The organism is Arthrobacter sp. ok362 (genome assembly GCF_900102785.1).
Lineage (GTDB): Bacteria > Actinomycetota > Actinomycetes > Actinomycetales > Micrococcaceae > Arthrobacter.
Window position 1 is genome coordinate 394,468 of record NZ_FNGC01000002.1, and the last position, 16,365, is coordinate 410,832.

Annotated in this window: 13 protein-coding genes, 2 tRNA genes and 1 pseudogene; 13 read left to right on the forward strand and 3 right to left on the reverse strand. The window is 68.1% G+C overall.

Going from position 1 to position 16,365, the window contains the following annotated elements:
- Window positions 1-12: 12 nt before the first annotated feature.
- From BLQ10_RS04325 to BLQ10_RS04350, 6 genes are all read left to right on the forward strand, one after another.
- Window positions 13-1,398: a cystathionine beta-synthase gene (locus BLQ10_RS04325; protein ID WP_091558762.1), complete on the forward strand. Its 1,386-nt coding sequence runs from the start codon at window positions 13-15 to the stop codon at window positions 1,396-1,398.
- 17 nt (window positions 1,399-1,415) lie between these two features.
- Entirely contained in the window at window positions 1,416-2,636 is a 1,221-nt protein-coding gene (locus tag BLQ10_RS04330) for a cystathionine gamma-synthase (protein ID WP_091558763.1), read from the forward strand.
- A gap of 65 nt (window positions 2,637-2,701) precedes the next feature.
- A complete protein-coding gene (locus tag BLQ10_RS04335) occupies window positions 2,702-3,235 on the forward strand; it encodes a winged helix-turn-helix transcriptional regulator (RefSeq protein ID WP_091558765.1) in 534 nt (177 codons plus the stop codon).
- Complete coding sequence (locus BLQ10_RS04340) at window positions 3,232-4,599, forward strand: MFS transporter (protein WP_091558768.1); 1,368 nt, start codon at window positions 3,232-3,234, stop codon at window positions 4,597-4,599. The genes BLQ10_RS04335 and BLQ10_RS04340 overlap by 4 nt, the downstream gene beginning before the upstream one ends.
- 102 nt (window positions 4,600-4,701) lie before the next feature.
- A complete protein-coding gene (locus BLQ10_RS04345) occupies window positions 4,702-6,162 on the forward strand; it encodes a glycosyltransferase family 87 protein (RefSeq protein ID WP_091558771.1) in 1,461 nt (486 codons plus the stop codon).
- Window positions 6,163-6,197: 35 nt separating this feature from the next.
- Window positions 6,198-6,959, forward strand: coding sequence for an SDR family oxidoreductase (locus BLQ10_RS04350; RefSeq protein WP_091558773.1), 762 nt, complete (start codon window positions 6,198-6,200; stop codon window positions 6,957-6,959).
- Between the two features lie 56 nt (window positions 6,960-7,015).
- Here BLQ10_RS04350 and BLQ10_RS04355 read toward each other — a convergent pair whose 3' ends face one another.
- A complete protein-coding gene (locus BLQ10_RS04355; RefSeq protein ID WP_091558775.1) occupies window positions 7,016-8,224 on the reverse strand; it encodes an acyl-CoA dehydrogenase family protein in 1,209 nt (402 codons plus the stop codon).
- 209 nt (window positions 8,225-8,433) lie between these two features.
- Here BLQ10_RS04355 and BLQ10_RS04360 point away from each other — a divergent pair, with 209 nt between their 5' ends.
- The 4 genes from BLQ10_RS04360 to BLQ10_RS04375 all read left to right on the forward strand — a co-directional run bounded on the left by BLQ10_RS04360 (window position 8,434) and on the right by BLQ10_RS04375 (window position 12,034).
- Window positions 8,434-9,087, forward strand: a complete 654-nt coding sequence (locus BLQ10_RS04360; RefSeq protein WP_091558777.1) for an MOSC domain-containing protein — start codon at window positions 8,434-8,436, stop codon at window positions 9,085-9,087.
- A gap of 388 nt (window positions 9,088-9,475) precedes the next feature.
- On the forward strand, window positions 9,476-11,593 hold the full coding sequence (locus BLQ10_RS04365) for a DEAD/DEAH box helicase (protein ID WP_091558780.1): 2,118 nt from the start codon (window positions 9,476-9,478) through the stop codon (window positions 11,591-11,593).
- Between the two features lie 233 nt (window positions 11,594-11,826).
- A tRNA-Thr gene (locus BLQ10_RS04370) sits at window positions 11,827-11,898 on the forward strand.
- 62 nt (window positions 11,899-11,960) lie between these two features.
- Window positions 11,961-12,034, forward strand: a tRNA-Met gene (locus BLQ10_RS04375).
- A 138-nt stretch (window positions 12,035-12,172) separates the two neighbouring features.
- Here BLQ10_RS04375 and BLQ10_RS04380 read toward each other — a convergent pair.
- Window positions 12,173-12,763 (reverse strand): dihydrofolate reductase family protein, encoded by a 591-nt coding sequence (locus BLQ10_RS04380; protein WP_091558883.1) that lies wholly within the window; start codon window positions 12,761-12,763, stop codon window positions 12,173-12,175.
- 185 nt (window positions 12,764-12,948) lie between these two features.
- Between BLQ10_RS04380 and yidC the strand changes: the two are divergent.
- The 3 genes and pseudogenes from yidC to BLQ10_RS04395 form a co-directional block, all read left to right on the forward strand.
- Window positions 12,949-13,719 (forward strand): annotated as a pseudogene (gene yidC / locus BLQ10_RS04385) (membrane protein insertase YidC); the annotation flags it as partial.
- A gap of 26 nt (window positions 13,720-13,745) precedes the next feature.
- Complete coding sequence (locus BLQ10_RS04390) at window positions 13,746-14,399, forward strand: NAD(P)H-binding protein (protein ID WP_091558784.1); 654 nt, start codon at window positions 13,746-13,748, stop codon at window positions 14,397-14,399.
- Between the two features lie 89 nt (window positions 14,400-14,488).
- The gene (locus BLQ10_RS04395) at window positions 14,489-16,060 is read left to right on the forward strand and encodes a Na+/H+ antiporter (RefSeq protein WP_091558786.1); all 1,572 of its coding nucleotides are present in this window, start codon (window positions 14,489-14,491) and stop codon (window positions 16,058-16,060) included.
- A 99-nt stretch (window positions 16,061-16,159) separates the two neighbouring features.
- Here the strand turns inward: BLQ10_RS04395 and BLQ10_RS23015 are convergent, their stop codons facing one another.
- Window positions 16,160-16,363, reverse strand: coding sequence for an LGFP repeat-containing protein (locus BLQ10_RS23015; protein ID WP_091558885.1), 204 nt, complete (start codon window positions 16,361-16,363; stop codon window positions 16,160-16,162).
- Between the last annotated feature and the right edge of the window lie 2 nt (window positions 16,364-16,365).

Below are 16,365 nucleotides of genomic sequence, written 5' to 3' on the forward strand. Positions count from 1 at the left end.
AACTTTGTACCTATGAAGTACGCCCAGTCCGTTCTGGACCTCATTGGCCATACGCCGCTCGTCAAACTCAACCACGTGACCGATGGCATCGCAGCCACCGTCCTGGTGAAGCTCGAATACCTGAACCCCGGCGGTTCGATCAAGGACCGCATTGCGGCGAAGATGATCGAGGAGGCCGAACGAACGGGCAAGCTCCTGCCCGGCGGCACGATCGTGGAGCCCACCTCGGGCAACACCGGCGTTGGCCTGGCGCTCGTGGCACAGCAGAAGGGCTACCGCTGTATCTTCGTCGTGCCGGACAAGGTCGGCGAAGACAAGCGGGCCGTGCTCCAGGCCTACGGCGCCGAAGTGGTGGTCACCCCCACCGCCGTCCCGCCGGACAGCCCGCAAAGCTACTACGGCGTCTCGGACCGGCTCGTCACCGAAATCCCGGGAGCCTACAAGCCGGACCAGTTCTCCAATCCGGCCGCCCCGGCAAGCCACTATGAAACCACCGGCCCCGAGATCTGGCACGACACCGAGGGCCGCATCACGCACTGCGTGATCGGCGCAGGCACCGGCGGCACGATCACCGGCACCGGCCGGTACCTCAAGGAAGTTTCCGCCGGGCGGCCCGTGGCCGAGGGCGGCGTCGTGAAGATCATCGGCGCGGATCCCGCAGGCTCGGTGTACTCCGGCGGCACGGGCCGCCCGTACTTTGTCGAGGGCGTCGGGGAGGACATGTGGCCGGCCAACTATGACAAGTCCGTCCCGGACGACGTCATTGCCGTCAGCGACGCCGATTCTTTTGCGATGACGCGCCGGCTGGCGCGCGAGGAAGGCCTGCTGGTGGGCGGGTCCTCGGGCATGGCCGTCGTGGCCGCACTGGAGGTCGTCAAGGACCTCCCGGCGGAAGCGGTCGTCGTGGTCATCCTGCCGGACTCCGGCCGCGGCTACCTGGCGAAGATCTTCAACGACCAGTGGATGCGCTCCTACGGCTTCCTGGCCAGCGGGGACGAGGCCTCGGTGGGCGAGATCCTCAAGGCCAAAACCGGTGAGCTCCCGGACCTCGTCCACATCCACCCGAACGAGTCCGTCCGCGATGTCATCAACATCATGAACGAGTACGGCGTCTCGCACATCCCCGTCCTGTCCCAGGAACCGCCCGTGGTCATGGGCGAGGTGCTTGGCGCCGTGGACGAACGCACCCTCACGGCCAAGCTCTTCCGCGGCGAGGCCAAACTCTCGGACAAAATCTCCGAACACATGGAGGCCCGGCTTCCAGTGATCGGCTCGCTCGAATCGATCTCGACCGCCCGCGAACTCCTCTCCGACGCTGACACCCTCATGGTGACGTTTGTCGGCGCTCCGGTGGGGATCCTGACCCGCCACGACCTCCTCGCGTACCTCAGCAACTGACCAGTTCAAGGAGTCCCATGTCTCTGCCTGAAAGCTCTTCCTCGAAAAACCCGGGCTTCAACACCCGCGCCATCCACGCCGGCCAGGCGTTTGAGCCCCGCACCGGGGCGGTGGTGCCCCCCGTGCACTTCTCGTCGACCTATGCCCAGGACGGCATCGGCGGGCTGCGGGACGGCTACGAATACGGCCGGGGCACCAACCCCACCCGTGACTCGCTGCAGGAGCAGCTGGCCGCGCTGGAAGGCGGCAGCGCCGCGTTCTCCTTTAGCTCGGGCCTGGCCGCCGAGGACTCGATGATCCGCGCCCTCACCCGCCCCGGTGACCACATTGTGCTCGGCAACGACGCCTACGGCGGAACATACCGGCTCATCAGCCGGGTCCTGGGGCAGTGGGGCATCGGCAACACCCCGGTGGACATGTCCGACCTCGACGCCGTCGCGTCCGCCGTCGCAGCAGGCGGCACCGCCGACAGCACCGTCGAAGGCGGCGGCAAGACCCGCCTGGTGTGGGTGGAGACGCCGTCGAACCCGATGATGAAGATCACCGACATCGAGGCGCTCGCCAAGGTAGCGCACGACGCCGGCGCGCTCCTCGTAGTGGACAACACCTTCGCCTCGCCGTACCTGCAGACCCCGCTCGCCCTCGGCGCCGACATCGTGGTGCACTCCACCACCAAGTACATCGGCGGCCACTCGGACGTCGTCGGCGGCGCGATCGTGGTCAACGACCCGGAGCTGGCGGAGAAGATCGGCTTCGTCCAGTTCGCCGTCGGCGCCGTGTCCGGCCCGATGGACGCCTTCCTCACCACCCGCGGCCTGAAAACCCTCGGCGTGCGCATGGACCGGCACAGCGACAACGCCCAGGCCGTGGCCGAATGGCTGCTGGAGCGCCCCGAAGTGGAGGCCGTGCTGTACCCGGGCCTGCCCTCCCACCCGGGCCACGAGCTGGCCAGGAAACAGATGAAGAAGTTCGGCGGCATGATCTCCGTGCAGTTCAAGGGCGGCGAGGCCGCGGCACGCAAGGTGGCCGAATCGACCTCCGTGTTCACCCTGGCCGAGTCCCTCGGCGGGATCGAATCGCTCATGAACTACCCCTCGGAAATGACGCACGCCTCGGTCAAGGGCACCGAACTGGCGGTCCCGGTGAACCTGGTCCGGCTCTCGTGCGGCATCGAGGACGTCGAGGACCTGATCGCGGACCTCGACGCCGCGCTCTCCTCCCTGGGCGACGGCAGCTAGGCGCCGTCCAGCGGCAGAACCCGCCAACCCTAGCTTTCTCTAAGAGAGTCAGCTAGGGTGGCCGCATGGCACTCCGATCCGACTGGTCCCAGCGGACCTGCAGCATGGCCCGCGGCCTCGACATCCTTGGCGATCCCTGGAGCATGCTGGTCCTGCGCGAGGTGTTCTTCGGCAACGGCCGCTTCGAGGCCATTAAGGCCCGGCTGGGGGCGGCCGATTCCGTGCTCACCAAGCGGCTCGCCGGGCTTGTGGAGGCCGGCCTGCTCGCCCGGCGGCCCTACGGCGACGGCGGCCGGACCCGCCAGGAGTACGTCCTCACCGCCAAGGGCGAAGATGCCCTCCCGGTGCTCAACGCCGTCGTGATCTGGGCCGAAAAGCACCTCCCGGCGCCTTCCGGGCAGGCGCACATGTTCGTCATCCACAGCGGCTGCGGGGAGAGGACCTCCTCGGCGGACACGTGCACGGCCTGCGGGGAACCGTTGACGGCCGCCAACACGAGCTGGCACAGCCTCTCCCGCACCGAGGACCCCGTGCCCCTGGCCTCGGCCGGCACCGGCGCCCCTGTCCCGACCCGCCGCCAGAACGGAACCGCCGCATGAGCGCCCCCGAAACCATGACCCCCGCGCCGGCCCGCCGCCGCATCCACCCGGCATGGACCGTCGCCGCCGTGGCTTTCCTCGCGCTCGTCGGCGCCGCCGGGTTCCGGGCAGCGCCGGGCGTGCTGATGGTGCCGCTGCAGAACGAGTTCGGCTGGTCCACCACCGTGCTCTCTGCCGCGGTCAGCATCAACCTCGTGCTCTTCGGGCTCACGGCGCCATTCGCGGCAGCCCTGATGGAACGCTTCGGCATCCGCGCCGTCACGGCCGTGGCCCTCGTGCTGATCGGCGCCGGCAGCGCCCTGACGGTCTTCGTGACCCAGTCCTGGCAGATCCTGCTGACCTGGGGGCTGTTGATCGGGCTCGGCACCGGGTCCATGGCGCTGGTCTTCGCCGCCACCATCGCCAACACCTGGTTCGCCAAGAGCCGCGGCCTGGTAATCGGCATCCTCACCGCCGGCAGTGCCGCCGGACAGCTCGTGTTTCTGCCCTTCATCGCGCTTCTGGCCCAGGACCCGGGCTGGCGGCAGGCCTCGCTCCTCATCGGTGCCGGCGCACTGGCCGTGGTGCCGCTCGTGCTGAAGTTCCTGAAGAACTCACCGGCCGAGGCCGGCGTGCTGCCCTACGGGGCGACGCCGCCGGCCGCCGGCGCAACCACCGGGCCGGAATCAACAGAATCGACCGCGCCGGTAACTGGGCCGGCCACTCCCGCGCCGGAAACGGCGGAGCCCCGCCGGAACGCCGCGGTCCGTGCCCTGCAAGTCCTCAAACGGGCCAGCAAGGTGCGTACCTTCTGGGCCCTCGTGGCCGGTTTCGCTATCTGCGGCGCGACCACCAACGGGCTGATCGGCACCCACTTCATCCCCTCCGCCCATGACCACGGCATGCCCGAAACCACGGCCGCGGGCCTGCTCGCCGTCGTCGGCCTCTTCGACATCATCGGCACCATCGCCTCCGGCTGGCTCACGGACCGCGTCAACCCCCGGATCCTGCTCGCCGTGTACTACCAGTTCCGCGGGATCGGGCTGCTGGTGCTGCCGCTGCTGCTCAGCGCCACCGTACAGCCCAGCATGATCGTGTTCGTGGTCATCTACGGCCTGGACTGGGTCGCCACGGTGCCGCCGACCGCCGCGATCTGCCGCCAGGTGTTCGGTGCCGACGGGAGCGTCGTGTTCGGCTGGGTGTTCGCGGCCCACCAGCTCGGCGCGGCCGCCGCCGCCCTTGCGGCCGGAGCGGTCCGTGACGCCACCGGCCAGTACACCTACGCCTGGTTTGCCGCCGCCGCCATGTGCACCATCGCCGCCGTCATCAGCGCCACCATCCGCAAGGACGCCCGGAAGCTGGAGCCCGTCCCGGTGCCGGCGTAGCTGTTCTGTAGACTGACCCGACAGCGAGGGCGCGTTTGCGCCGCCCTGGACGGAACCGACCAAACGGCCAGCGTCTACACCAGCAGCCCGATTGGGGAATTCATGTCAGTGCCCGATTCCGACTACCGCCCGGCGCGGCACTCACCCGTCCCGCAACTGCTCCGGGTCTCCGTCATCGTGGCCATCGTCGCGGTGGGCTACTTCATCTGGTTCTCGCTCGGTGTCTGGGCCAAGCACGGCCTGGACTTCAGCGTCTACTGGTACGGCGGCAAAATCCTCAACGACGCCGGCGCGGCGCCCTCGGGCCTGTATGCGGGAGATGTGGACTGGGCCGGCGGGCCGAAGCTGATGTTTACCTACCCGCCGTTCGCCGCCATGTTCTTCGGCCTTTTGGCCCGGCTGCCCCAGGCGACGGCGCTGACCCTGTTCAACGCAGCCGGCGCCGTCGTGGCGATCCTGACCGCGGTCCGTACGGTCCGGTACTGGAACGCGAATTCGTCCTGGCGCGCGACTTTCCGGACGCCTGGCAACGGCTGGGCCGCCGCCGTCCTGGTCCTGGCGGTGCTGAACCTCGGTCCGTGGCGCGAAACCCTGGCGTTCGGACAAATCAACGCCTTGCTGATGGGCCTGATCGCCGTGGACCTGCTGGCCCGCCACCCGCGCTGGACCCGTGGCTTCCCCGGCAGCGGCTTTCTGGTGGGCGTCGCCGCCGGCATCAAGCTGACGCCCCTGGTGTTCGGGCTGTACTACTTGGTCCGCAAGGACTGGCGCGGACTTCGCAATATGGCTGCCGGCTTCACCGCCACCGTGGTGATCGGCTGGCTGCTGCGCCCCGCCGAATCCCTGCAGTTCTGGCTCCAGATGCTGCCGGACACCTCCCGGATGGGGGGAGCAGGCTATGTGGACAACCTGTCCCTCAAAGGTGCCCTGCTGCACTTCGGTGTCCCGGAGGCGCACGTCACTGTGCCGTGGCTGGTGCTGAGCCTGGTGGTTGTGGCCGTGGGCGCCGGAGTGATCAAGGCGGCCAGCGATCAGGGCGCCCGCGTTGTGGCGGTTTCGGCGGCGGCCCTGACGATGCTGCTGATCAGCCCGGTCTCGTGGTCCCACCACTGGGTGTGGGTCGCTGCGGTATTTCCGGCTTTCGCCTGGACCCTGCGGAAAACCCCGCGCAGCTACGTCGGAATGCGCTGGACCATGGGCGGCGTGCTGGGCATCTCGATCCTGGTGTTCCTGTTCTCGCCCAAGACCATTGGCACAGCCCTCGGCGCGGAAAACCTCGATGTCCAGACGCCCGGCCTGTGGATCATGGCCTCCAGCGCCGGGGTCTTCTGCGCCGTGGCCCTGCTGGTGTGCTGGTTCGTAGCCCTGCGTCGGGACTCGCTGGCACTGGACTCTCCGGCACTGGACTGGCCGGCACTGGACCCCGACCTGGCACTGGACCCCGACCTGGCACTGGACCCCGACCTGGCACTGGACCCCGACCTGGCACCCGAGCTCGACCTGGCGTCCGGGCCCGTTGCCGAACGGGACGTCCAGGCCGCCGTCTCTTTCTCCGCTTCGTAGGCGCCGCGCCGGCCGCCCCCGCTAGGCTGATCGGCATGAGCTCCTCGTCAGCCCGTAGGACTGCCCTTGTCACCGGCGTCGGCCGGCTCGCCGGAATCGGCGCCGGCATCGCGCGCCGCCTCGCCGCGGACGGCTGGGACCTCGTCCTGACGTACTGGCAGGATTACGACGCCCGGATGCCGTGGGGAGTCCAGCCGGACGACGTCGAACGCCTCACCGCAGAGCTGCAGGCGATCGGCGCCGCCGTCGTGGCGCTGCCGGCAGATTTCCAGGACCCGGACGCCGTGGACCGGCTGATGGCCGCCGCTGCGAGGGAGGCCGGAACCCTGCAGGGACTGGTGCTCAGCCACGCCGAATCCGTGGACTCCGGCATCCTGGACACGTCCCTGGCGAGCTTCGATCGGCACTTCGCGGTCAACACCCGGGCCAGCTGGCAGCTGATTGCCGCGTTCGCCCGGCAGGCCGGTCCCGACGGCGGGGCCATCGTGGCGCTGACCAGTGACCACACCGCGTTCAACCTGCCCTACGGGGCATCAAAGGGCGCCCTGGACCGGATCGTGATCGCGGCGGCCCGGGAACTTGGCCCGCTCGGGATCAGCTCCAACGTCCTCAACCCGGGGCCTGTGGACACCGGCTGGATGGACGAGCCGCTCCGTGACGAGCTGGCCCGGCGGCACCCCGGCGGCCGGCTGGGCACTCCGGCAGACGTGGCCGGCACAGCCGCGTTCCTGCTCTCGCCCGAGGGCCGCTGGATGTCCGGGCAGCTGGTCAAGGCCGACGGCGGCTTCTCCGCCTGAGCCCGGCCCGAACTCCCACCCGGAACCTCGCCGAACCTCGCCGACGTCCCGCGCAGCTAGCGGAAGGCGGGGAGACCCGTAATGTGCTGGCCCAAAATCAGGGTGTGGACTTCGTCGGTGCCCTCGTAGGTGCGGACGGATTCCAGGTTGGCGGCGTGCCGCAGCGGGGAATGGTCCAGCGTGATGCCGTTGCCGCCCAGGATGCTGCGCGCCTCCCGGGCAACAGTGAGCGCCTCCCGCACGTTGTTCAGCTTGCCGAGCGAGATTTGCTCCGGACGCAGCGTACCGGCGTCCTTGAGCCGGCCCAGGTGCAGGGCCAGCAGGGTGCCCTTTTGGATTTCCAGGAGCATGTTCACGAGCTTCTCCTGCGTCAGCTGGTATCCGGCCAGCGGCTTCCCGAACTGCAGCCGCTCCTGGGCATAGGCCAGGGCAGCCTCGTAGGAATCCCGGGCGGCGCCCATCGCACCCCACGCGATCCCGTACCGGGCCTCGTTGAGGCAGGAGAAGGGGCCCCGGAGCCCCCGCGCGGCCGGCAGCAGCGCCTCCGGGCCCAGCCGGACGGCGTCGAACGTGATGTCGCACTGGATGGAGGCGCGCATCGAGAGCTTCTGCCCGATCGGCGTCGCGGTGACGCCCGCGGTGCCGGCGGGGACGAGGAAACCGCGCACGCCGTCGTCGGTCATGGCCCACACCACCAGCACATCCGCCACGGACGCGAGCCCGATCCAGCGTTTGGCGCCGTCCAGGATCCAGCCGGCGTTGCTGCCGGTCCCGTCGGGGCGGGCAAAGGTGGTCATGGACGCCGGATCGGATCCGGCCGTGGGCTCGGTCAGGGCAAAGGCGCCGATCAGCTCGCCGGCGGCCATCCGGGGGAGCCATTCCTGCTTTTGCTCCTCGGAGCCCCACTTGTGGATGGCCGTCATGGCGAGGGAGCCCTGCACCGAGACGAACGTGCGGACGCCGGAATCGCCGGCCTCGAGTTCCATGGCCGCGAGGCCGTATTCGACGGCGGAGCGGCCGGGGCAGCCGTAGCCCTCCAGGTGCATGCCGAGCACGCCGAGCTCGCCAAGTTCCGGGGCGAGGTCCAGGGGGAACACGGCGTCCTCATACCAGCCGGCGATATCGGGACGGATCCGCTGGTTCGTGAAATCCCGGACGCGCTCGCGGACGGCCAGCTCCTCCGGGCTCAGCAGGGAATCGATCGCCAGGACATCGGAAGGGTCGTCACCTTCCGACCCATGGGGGAAACCGGCCACATTGCTCATTCCAGCATCCTACGGTCTCGCCCGGCCTTCCTGCCCAGTTGCTTCCGGACCCGATTGCGGATCCATGCCGACTCGCCGGTGTCGCCAGGCATGTGCGGGGGTGTGCAGGAAAGTAACTGGGCAGGAGCGTCGCGCTGGGTTGGTCGTCCGGGCCGGCGGGGACGTCGGAGTACGGCGCCCCGGCGGGGCCGCAGGCCTAAACTGGTGCCATGGAAACCGCATCTGTGCTTGCTGTCTGCCGGGTTCACCAGCTGCTCGATGACCCCGGCAGCGTCGGGGTCACCGCGATCGACAAGCGCCCCGTCGCCGGACCGGTGCGGGTCCACAAACTCGGCCTGCGCGGTGATGTCCAGGCCAGCAGGATCCACCACGGCGGCGAGGACCAGGCCCTCTACGCGTATTCGCAGGACGACGCCGATTACTGGGCCGGTGAGCTCGGGCGGGACATGCCGCCGGGCATCTTCGGCGAAAACCTGCGGATCACAGGCCTCAACGCCTCCAGCGCCGTGATCGGCGAACGCTGGAAGATTGGACTGGACGTCGAGGTGGAAGTCACCTCCCCCCGCATTCCCTGCGCCACATTCCAGCGCCGGATGGGGGAGCCGCACTGGGTCAAGCGGTTCGGCGAGGCGGGCAAGATTGGCACGTACCTCCGCGTGGTCCGGACCGGCAGCGTCGAAGCCGGAAACCACATCCACCGGCTCTTTGTCCCCGCGCACGGCGTGACGATCGCCAAGTGGTTCACCGATCCCACCCTGGAGGACATGGAGGCCCTGCGCGACGCCGACGCCGACGGCCAGATCCGCCTGCAGCCCGAGTACCACCAGGGCTTCGAGCAGCTGCAGCGCCGGCTCGGGGTCTAGGCCTGGTGCGCCGGTGTGCGCAAGCTCACCGTCCGCCGTCGGCCCCTCAACTACCACTGTTCTGATCCATGCCCTACACTTGAAATATCCCCCACTCCGGAAATCCCTTATTCCTGCCCAATTTTTGAGGCAGGACTGGCAAGTGTTGGGGCCCGCAACTGTGATGCGGGCATTTTCATAGGGAGAGCCGGCAAAAGAAAACGCTGTACAGACTGCTGGGATAGCAGCCAAGAGATGCAGCGGGAAGTCCTGCCACGGGATTGCGAAAGCGCCGGACTTCTATGTGACCCGCCGGTCAACGTACGCCCGGCATTCGTGTCACGCGTACTGCGGCTCCGCTCACCTCGGGTTGTGCCGCTTGGCCCCTATGGATGAGGAAATTTCACCTATGCCCGAAAATCAGAACAACTCCGTCGACAACGAACTCGCCACCGAGAACAGCCAGAACGACGTCGAGACTTCTGAAACGGCTGCACCCGCAGCCGGCTCCGCCCCGGAATTCACCGAGGCTCCTGCGAACGTTGTAGCACCGGCCGCCGAGGCCACCCCGCAGGCTGACACCAAGGCCGAGGCCACTTCCGCCCCGGCCAAGGACGAGGACGCCGAGGAAGAAGGCGTCAAGTTCGTAGACCTCGGCATCGACGGCCGTGTCCTCGCTGCCCTGCAGGACGTCGGCTACGAGAAGCCGTCCCCGATCCAGGCAGCAACCATCCCGCTGCTGCTCGAAGGCCGCGACGTCGTGGGCTTGGCCCAGACCGGTACCGGTAAGACTGCAGCATTCGCAGTACCGGCACTGTCCCGCCTGGCCGAGCTCCACGACCTCAACGGCCCGTCCCGCAAGACCCAGGCCCTGGTGCTGGCTCCCACCCGCGAGCTCGCCCTCCAGGTCGCCGAGGCCTTCACCTCCTACGCCAAGCACATCGACGACTTCACCGTCCTCCCGGTGTACGGCGGCTCCGCCTACGGCCCCCAGCTCGCCGGCCTGCGCCGCGGCGCCCAGGTTGTTGTCGGTACTCCCGGCCGTGTCATCGACCACATCTCCAAGGGTTCCCTCGACCTGTCCGAACTCCAGTACCTCGTACTGGATGAGGCCGACGAGATGCTCCGCATGGGCTTCGCCGAAGACGTTGAGCAGATCTTCCAGCAGACCCCCGAGAGCCGCCAGGTGGCACTGTTCTCCGCAACCATGCCGAGCCAGATCCGCCGGATGTCCAAGCAGTACCTGAACAACCCGGCCGAGGTTCAGGTCAAGTCCAAGACCACCACCGGCGCCAACACCCGCCAGCGCTACCTGCAGGTTATGGGCCCGCACAAGCTCGATGCGATGACCCGCATCCTCGAAGTCGAAGAGTTCGACGGCGTCATCGCCTTCGTGCGGACCAAGATGGCCACCGAGGACCTCGCCGACAAGCTGCGCGCCCGCGGCTTCCAGGCTGCCGCCATCAACGGCGACATCCCGCAGCAGCAGCGCGAACGCACCGTTGACGCGCTCAAGGAAGGCCGCATCGACATCCTGGTGGCCACCGACGTCGCCGCCCGCGGTCTCGATGTCGAGCGCATCAGCCACGTGGTCAACTACGACATCCCGCACGACACCGAGTCCTACGTGCACCGCATCGGCCGCACCGGCCGTGCCGGCCGTTCCGGCGACGCAATCCTGTTCATGACGCCGCGCGAGAAGTACCTGCTGCGTTCCATTGAGAAGGCCACGCGCCAGCCGGTGGAGCAGATGCACCTGCCCACCGCCGAGACCGTCAACACGCTGCGCCTGGGCAAGTTCGCCGAGCGCATCACGGAGACGCTGGCGTCCGAGGACGTCGCGGCCTTCCGCGACCTCATCGCCTCCTACGAGGAGGAGCACAACGTTCCGGCCGCCGAGATTGCAGCCGCGCTGGCCGTCATGGCCCAGGGCGGGCAGCCGCTCCTGGTCAAGGAACTGCCGGCCGCGCCCGAGTTCCAGAAGCGCGAGCGCTCCAAGGACGGCTTCGGCTCCCGCGGGCCGACCCGCACCCTGACGGAGGGCAACGCCACCTACCGGATCGCCGTCGGACGCCGCCAGCGCGTCATGCCGGGTTCCATCGTTGGCGCCATTGCCAACGAAGGCGGCATCTCCTCGGCCCAGATCGGCGGCATCGACATCCGCTCGGACCACTCCCTCGTGGAGCTCCCGGCGGACCTCAGCGCCGATCAGCTGAAGGCCCTGTCCCGCACCCGGATCGGCGGCGAGCTGATCCACCTCGAGCTCGACAACGGCCGTAAGCCCTCCGGGGACCGCGGCTCCTACCAGGGCAACCGCGGCGGGGACCGTAGCGGCTACTCCGGTGGCAGCGGCAACTTCAAGGGCAACGGCGGCTTCAAGCGCGAATTCCGCAAGGGCGACGGCGAGCGGTCCTCCGCTGACCGTGGCGGCCGCTCCTTCAGCGAGCGCTCCGAGCAGCGCAGCTTCGGCGCCGACACCCGCAAACCCCGCACCGAAGGCGGCTTCAAGCCCCGCAACAAGTGGTAACCACTAGCAGTATCTGAGAACGGGCTGGCTCCCTGAGCCGGCCCGTTCTTACTTAAGCATTCCGCCCGCGTGTTCACTTCGTCACAGCCGCGGCGGCCGGCCGGTCCGGGCAGCGGATTCGGGCTCCCGGGATCGTGCTGCGAGCCCGGATTTCCGCTGTTTTCGGCCGGTCCGACGTCGTCCGGCCGCCGATTTGTTGGTGGGCGAATCTTCCGGTAGAGTATTTACTCGTTGCCCCCCTAGCTCAGTGGTAGAGCGCGTTCTTGGTAAGAACGAGGTCACCGGATCGATTCCGGTGGGGGGCTCTGGATGAGGGCCTGTGTCAAGGCGGTTTTTGACCGGCTTAGCGCAGGTTTTCCTCATTTATGGCGGTGTAGCTCAGTTGGTTAGAGCGCACGACTCATAATCGTGAGGTCGGGAGATCGAGCCTCCCCACCGCTACAGGCAAGACCCCCGGAATCCGCGAGATTCCGGGGGTTTTTCTGTTGTATGAGACGCACGCTTTCCGAGCGCTGTCTCTTCTGGCTTCGGGGCACCGACCGACCGCTGGGTGGCGTCCGACGACTGAGCGTCAGCCTTTCAGCGGATGACCCGATAGCGCACGTGGGTGACGAGGCGGGTACCGCTCACTTCCGTCGGCTCAAGATTGAGGTTCGTGACGCCCTCCAGCAGCCGCTCGCCCGCTCCCAGGACAATGGGCGCGATATGGAGCCGCAGCTCATCGATCAGCCCCGCAGAAAGGTATTGGCGGGCGGCCTGCGCTCCTCCGGCAATGGCCACGTCCTTGTTGCCGGCGGCCGCCCGGGCCTGGGTCAGCGCCGATTCGATCCCATCGGTCACGAAGTTGAATGTGGTGCCGCCCTGCATCTCCAGGGGCTTGCGTGGATGATGGGTGAGAACGAACACGGGTGCGTGATAGGGCGGTTCCTCGCCCCACCATCCCCGCCAATCCTCATCCCACCGCCCAGGCCCTGCGAACATGTTCCGTCCCATGATGTAGGCGCCGGCCGCGAGGATGCCCTTGAGTGCGTCTGTGTTGGACTCGGGTTCTTCGAACTGCCACCTGTGCAGGAGCTCTCCGCCCTCGCCCAGGGGGTCCGCCAGGCTTTGATTCGGGCCAGCGACAAATCCGTCGAGGGAGATGGTCAGATCGCAGGTGACTCGGCTCATGCGCCCATCATGCCACCACTCGGCGGTTCGGGTCCGGCTGAGTGCCAAGAAGTTGTCGCCGTCGCGCCGGTCGTAGGTGGGGACCTTGGCGGCGGTGGAAACGGCGCGGACAAAGAGCGGCAAGAGCCCGTGACAAGCGGCTCGTTTCACCGTAGTTTTGCAGCACCTGACGGTTGGGGATATCAGTGGACTTCTTCGGCACCATTATGGCCCCGTTCAGATGGCTGGTCTCAGCCATGATGGTGGGCTTCCATGACGGCCTCAGCGCCATCGGCATGCCGGCTGCCAGTGGCTGGACGTGGACCCTGTCGATCATCGGGCTCGTGCTGGTCATCCGCGCTGCCCTGATCCCCGTGTTTCTGAAGCAGGTCGACGCCCAGCAGCGCATGCGGCTGCTGCAGCCGGATCTGAAGAAGCTGCAGGACAAGTACAAGGGCAAGACCGATCCGCCCTCCCGCCAGGCCATGGCGCAGGAACAGATGGCCCTGTACAAGGCGCACGGCACCAACCCGTTCTCGGCCTGCCTGCCCATGCTGATCCAGATGCCATTCTTCTTCGCCCTCTTCCAGGTGCTCTCTGGCATCAGCAGCGCGGCCGGCAAGGGCGAAGGCGTCGGAGCCATGAACGCCGAGCAGGTCATGCAGTTCGACCAGTCCACCATTTTCGGGGTCCCGCTCTCGGCATCGCTGCTGCACGGCGCCGGCGGCAACCAACTCTCGGTGTGGATCCTCTCCATCGTGATGATCCTGGCCATGACGGCCTCGCAGCTCATCACGCAGAAGCAGATCATGGCCAGGAACATGTCCAGCGAGGCCCTGGCAAGTCCGCTCATACCCCAACAAAAGGTGCTTCTGTACAGCCTGCCGATCGTCTTCGGTGTGGGCGGCATCGTGTTCCCCATCGGGGTCCTGATCTACTGGACCACCACGAACCTTTGGACCATGGGGCAGCAGTTCGTCGTGAGGTGGGACAGAATGGGTCCATGACGCGAATCGCAATCATCGGCGGCCACGGCAAGGTGGCTTTGGAACTGTCCAGGATCCTCGCAACGGACGGGCAGGAGGTCACCTCCTTCATCCGCAACCCCGACCAGACGGCCGATGTCGCTGCCACCGGCGCCACGCCGTCGCTTCTGGACGTGGAGAACGCGACGACGGCGCAGATCGCCGATGCCCTGCGGAACCACGACGCCCTGGTGTGGTCTGCCGGGGCCGGCGGCGGCAGCCCCGAACGGACCTACGCCGTGGACCGCGACGCCGCGATCCGTTCGATGGACGCCGCGGCGGAAGCAGGCGTCAGAAGGTACGTCATGGTCTCCTACTTCGGCGCCGGGCCGGACCACGGGGTCCCCGCGGACAACGGCTTCTTCGCCTACGCCGAGGCCAAGGCCGCGGCGGATGCCTACCTGCGCGGCTCAGGCCTCGACTGGACCATTCTGGGGCCCGGCACGCTGACGGCCGGACCCGGCAACGGGATGATCGACGTCGACCCCGCCGATACATCGGACGGCACCGAAACCGCCCGCGCCAACGTCGCCCTGGTGGCGGCGGCGGTCCTCGGGCTGCCCGCCACGATCGGGCGCACCATCCAGTTCCGGGACGGTACCCTCCCGCTCGCGGCAGCCCTCGAACCGTAAGCCCAGCACCGCTGACCTAGATAGGCTAGTGGGGGCGGCCCGTGCATCCACCCGGGATGCCCCCGGCCCGCCACGGGGAAAGCGGGCACATGGACCAGTTGGCACTTATCGTTGGACTCCTGCTGGCCACAGTGGGGGCAGTGGGCCTGGGCGACCGGCTGAGGCTGCCCTACCCGGTGCTGATGCTGCTGCTGGCCGTCGCCCTGACGTTCATCCCGGGCTTCCCGGAGATTCAGATCCCGCCCGAGCTGATCCTGCCCATCTTCCTGCCGCCGCTGCTCTTCGCGACGGCCCAACGCAGCTCCTGGGCCGTTTTCCGGGTCCGCTGGCGCACCTTGCTCATGCTCGCCGTCGCGCTCGTTGTGGTCTCGACGGCGGTGGTGGCCGGCGCGGCCTGGCTCATGATCCCGGGCATCGGCATTCCGGCCGCGATCGCCCTGGGCGCCATGGTGGCTCCGCCCGATCCCGTGGCCGTGGACTCCATTGCCAGCCGTGTCCATATGCCGCGGCGGCTCATCAACGTTCTCCAGAGCGAGGGCCTCTTCAACGACGCCGCCGCCATTGTCATCTTCCAGGCGGCCGTGGCCGCCGCCGTAGCCGGCACCAAGATCGCCTCCGACGTCGTCCTCCAGTTTGTCCTGGGGGCCGCGCTCGCGGTGGTCGTGGGGATCGGCATGGGCTGGCTCACGAGCCTGATCACCCGCCTGGTGACCTCCATGGTGGCCCGAAGCGCCGTCACCCTCGTGGTGCCGTTTGCCGCCTACATCCTGGCTGAGGAGGTGCACGCCTCCGGGGTGATCGCCGTCGTGGTCACCGCCCTGGAAATCCAGCGCCACTCCCGGCCCGGGGACGCCGCCGAGAGGGTGACCCGCACCGCGTTCTGGGACGTCGCGGAACTGCTGATCACCGGCCTGGCCTTCGGGCTGGTGGGGCTGGAAGTACGGCAGGTCATCCATGAGGAAGGCAGCGCCGTGTTCGGCATGATCGGGACTGCCGCGGTTGTGTGCGTCCTCGTGTTCGCGGCACGCTTCGCCTGGCTGGCCATGATGTCCGGCCTGTCCCGGGCCAGGAAGGACATCCTGCGCCCTACCTCGGCCAAGGACGTGCTGATTCTGACCTGGTGCGGCATGCGCGGCCTGGCCACCCTGGCGTTGGCGCTGGCCCTTCCGCTGACAATTGCCGACGGCACGCCGTTCCCGGCCCGGAGCGAGTTGCTGGTGATCGCCTGCGCGGTCCTGCTGGCCACCCTGGTGCTGCCCGGGCTGACGCTGCCGTGGCTCATGCGGGTCATGAAGGCGTCCGAGGACGGTTCGGAAGAACGCGACGCCGCCCGCGTGCTGGCCCGCCGTGCGCAACAGGCAGCGATCGCCGCGCTCAAGGACAACGAGCTCATGAGAGAACTTCCGGCGGAGAAGGTGGCGCTGGTGAAGGAGAAAATGACCCGGCTGCACGCCGAGCTGCTGGACGGGAGCCTAAAGAATGAAAGCGCGGGGGAGCAGCGCCAACGCGGCCGCGAACTGGCTATTGCCGTGCAGACGATCGCCCTCGACGCGGCCCGCCAGGAAGTCGTGGCGGCCCGGAACGAGCCGGGCATGGACCCGGAAGTCGCGGACCGGGTGCTGCGGCAGCTGGACCTGCGCACCATGATCATGCCGGAGTGATGACCCTTTGCGGTTAGCCCGGGTGAGCTGGAGCGGCAACGCCCCCGGGCGCCCGGGCGGTTGGTGCTCCTTCACCGCCAACCGCCGCGGGTTAGTCGGCTAGGGGAGTACTATGCTGCCTTGCGCGGCAGACCAAGTGATCGTTCCGTTTTGGAATCGCTGGCTGCATGCGCCGTTGACGAGGTCGCAGTTTTCCGCTGCAGCCGGATAGCCAAGCCGTCCCCTCTCGTACCCAAGGCTGCCCCAGGTTGCGCGAATGGGCCCCCAGGTGGCGAAGGCGCCGGTGGCGGGCGACCAGTGGATGG

Excerpts from the sequence above, each read along its gene's own strand:
- BLQ10_RS04325 (WP_091558762.1), top strand. The coding sequence starts at position 13 with ATGAAGTACGCCCAGTCCGTTCTGGACCTCATTGGCCATACGCCGCTC.
- BLQ10_RS04330 (WP_091558763.1), top strand. The coding sequence starts at position 1,416 with ATGTCTCTGCCTGAAAGCTCTTCCTCGAAAAACCCGGGCTTCAACACC.
- BLQ10_RS04335 (WP_091558765.1), top strand. The coding sequence starts at position 2,702 with ATGGCACTCCGATCCGACTGGTCCCAGCGGACCTGCAGCATGGCCCGC.
- BLQ10_RS04340 (WP_091558768.1), top strand. The coding sequence starts at position 3,232 with ATGAGCGCCCCCGAAACCATGACCCCCGCGCCGGCCCGCCGCCGCATC.
- BLQ10_RS04345 (WP_091558771.1), top strand. The coding sequence starts at position 4,702 with ATGTCAGTGCCCGATTCCGACTACCGCCCGGCGCGGCACTCACCCGTC.
- BLQ10_RS04350 (WP_091558773.1), top strand. The coding sequence starts at position 6,198 with ATGAGCTCCTCGTCAGCCCGTAGGACTGCCCTTGTCACCGGCGTCGGC.
- BLQ10_RS04355 (WP_091558775.1), bottom strand. The coding sequence starts at position 8,224 with ATGAGCAATGTGGCCGGTTTCCCCCATGGGTCGGAAGGTGACGACCCT.
- BLQ10_RS04360 (WP_091558777.1), top strand. The coding sequence starts at position 8,434 with ATGGAAACCGCATCTGTGCTTGCTGTCTGCCGGGTTCACCAGCTGCTC.
- BLQ10_RS04365 (WP_091558780.1), top strand. The coding sequence starts at position 9,476 with ATGCCCGAAAATCAGAACAACTCCGTCGACAACGAACTCGCCACCGAG.
- BLQ10_RS04380 (WP_091558883.1), bottom strand. The coding sequence starts at position 12,763 with ATGAGCCGAGTCACCTGCGATCTGACCATCTCCCTCGACGGATTTGTC.
- BLQ10_RS04390 (WP_091558784.1), top strand. The coding sequence starts at position 13,746 with ATGACGCGAATCGCAATCATCGGCGGCCACGGCAAGGTGGCTTTGGAA.
- BLQ10_RS04395 (WP_091558786.1), top strand. The coding sequence starts at position 14,489 with ATGGACCAGTTGGCACTTATCGTTGGACTCCTGCTGGCCACAGTGGGG.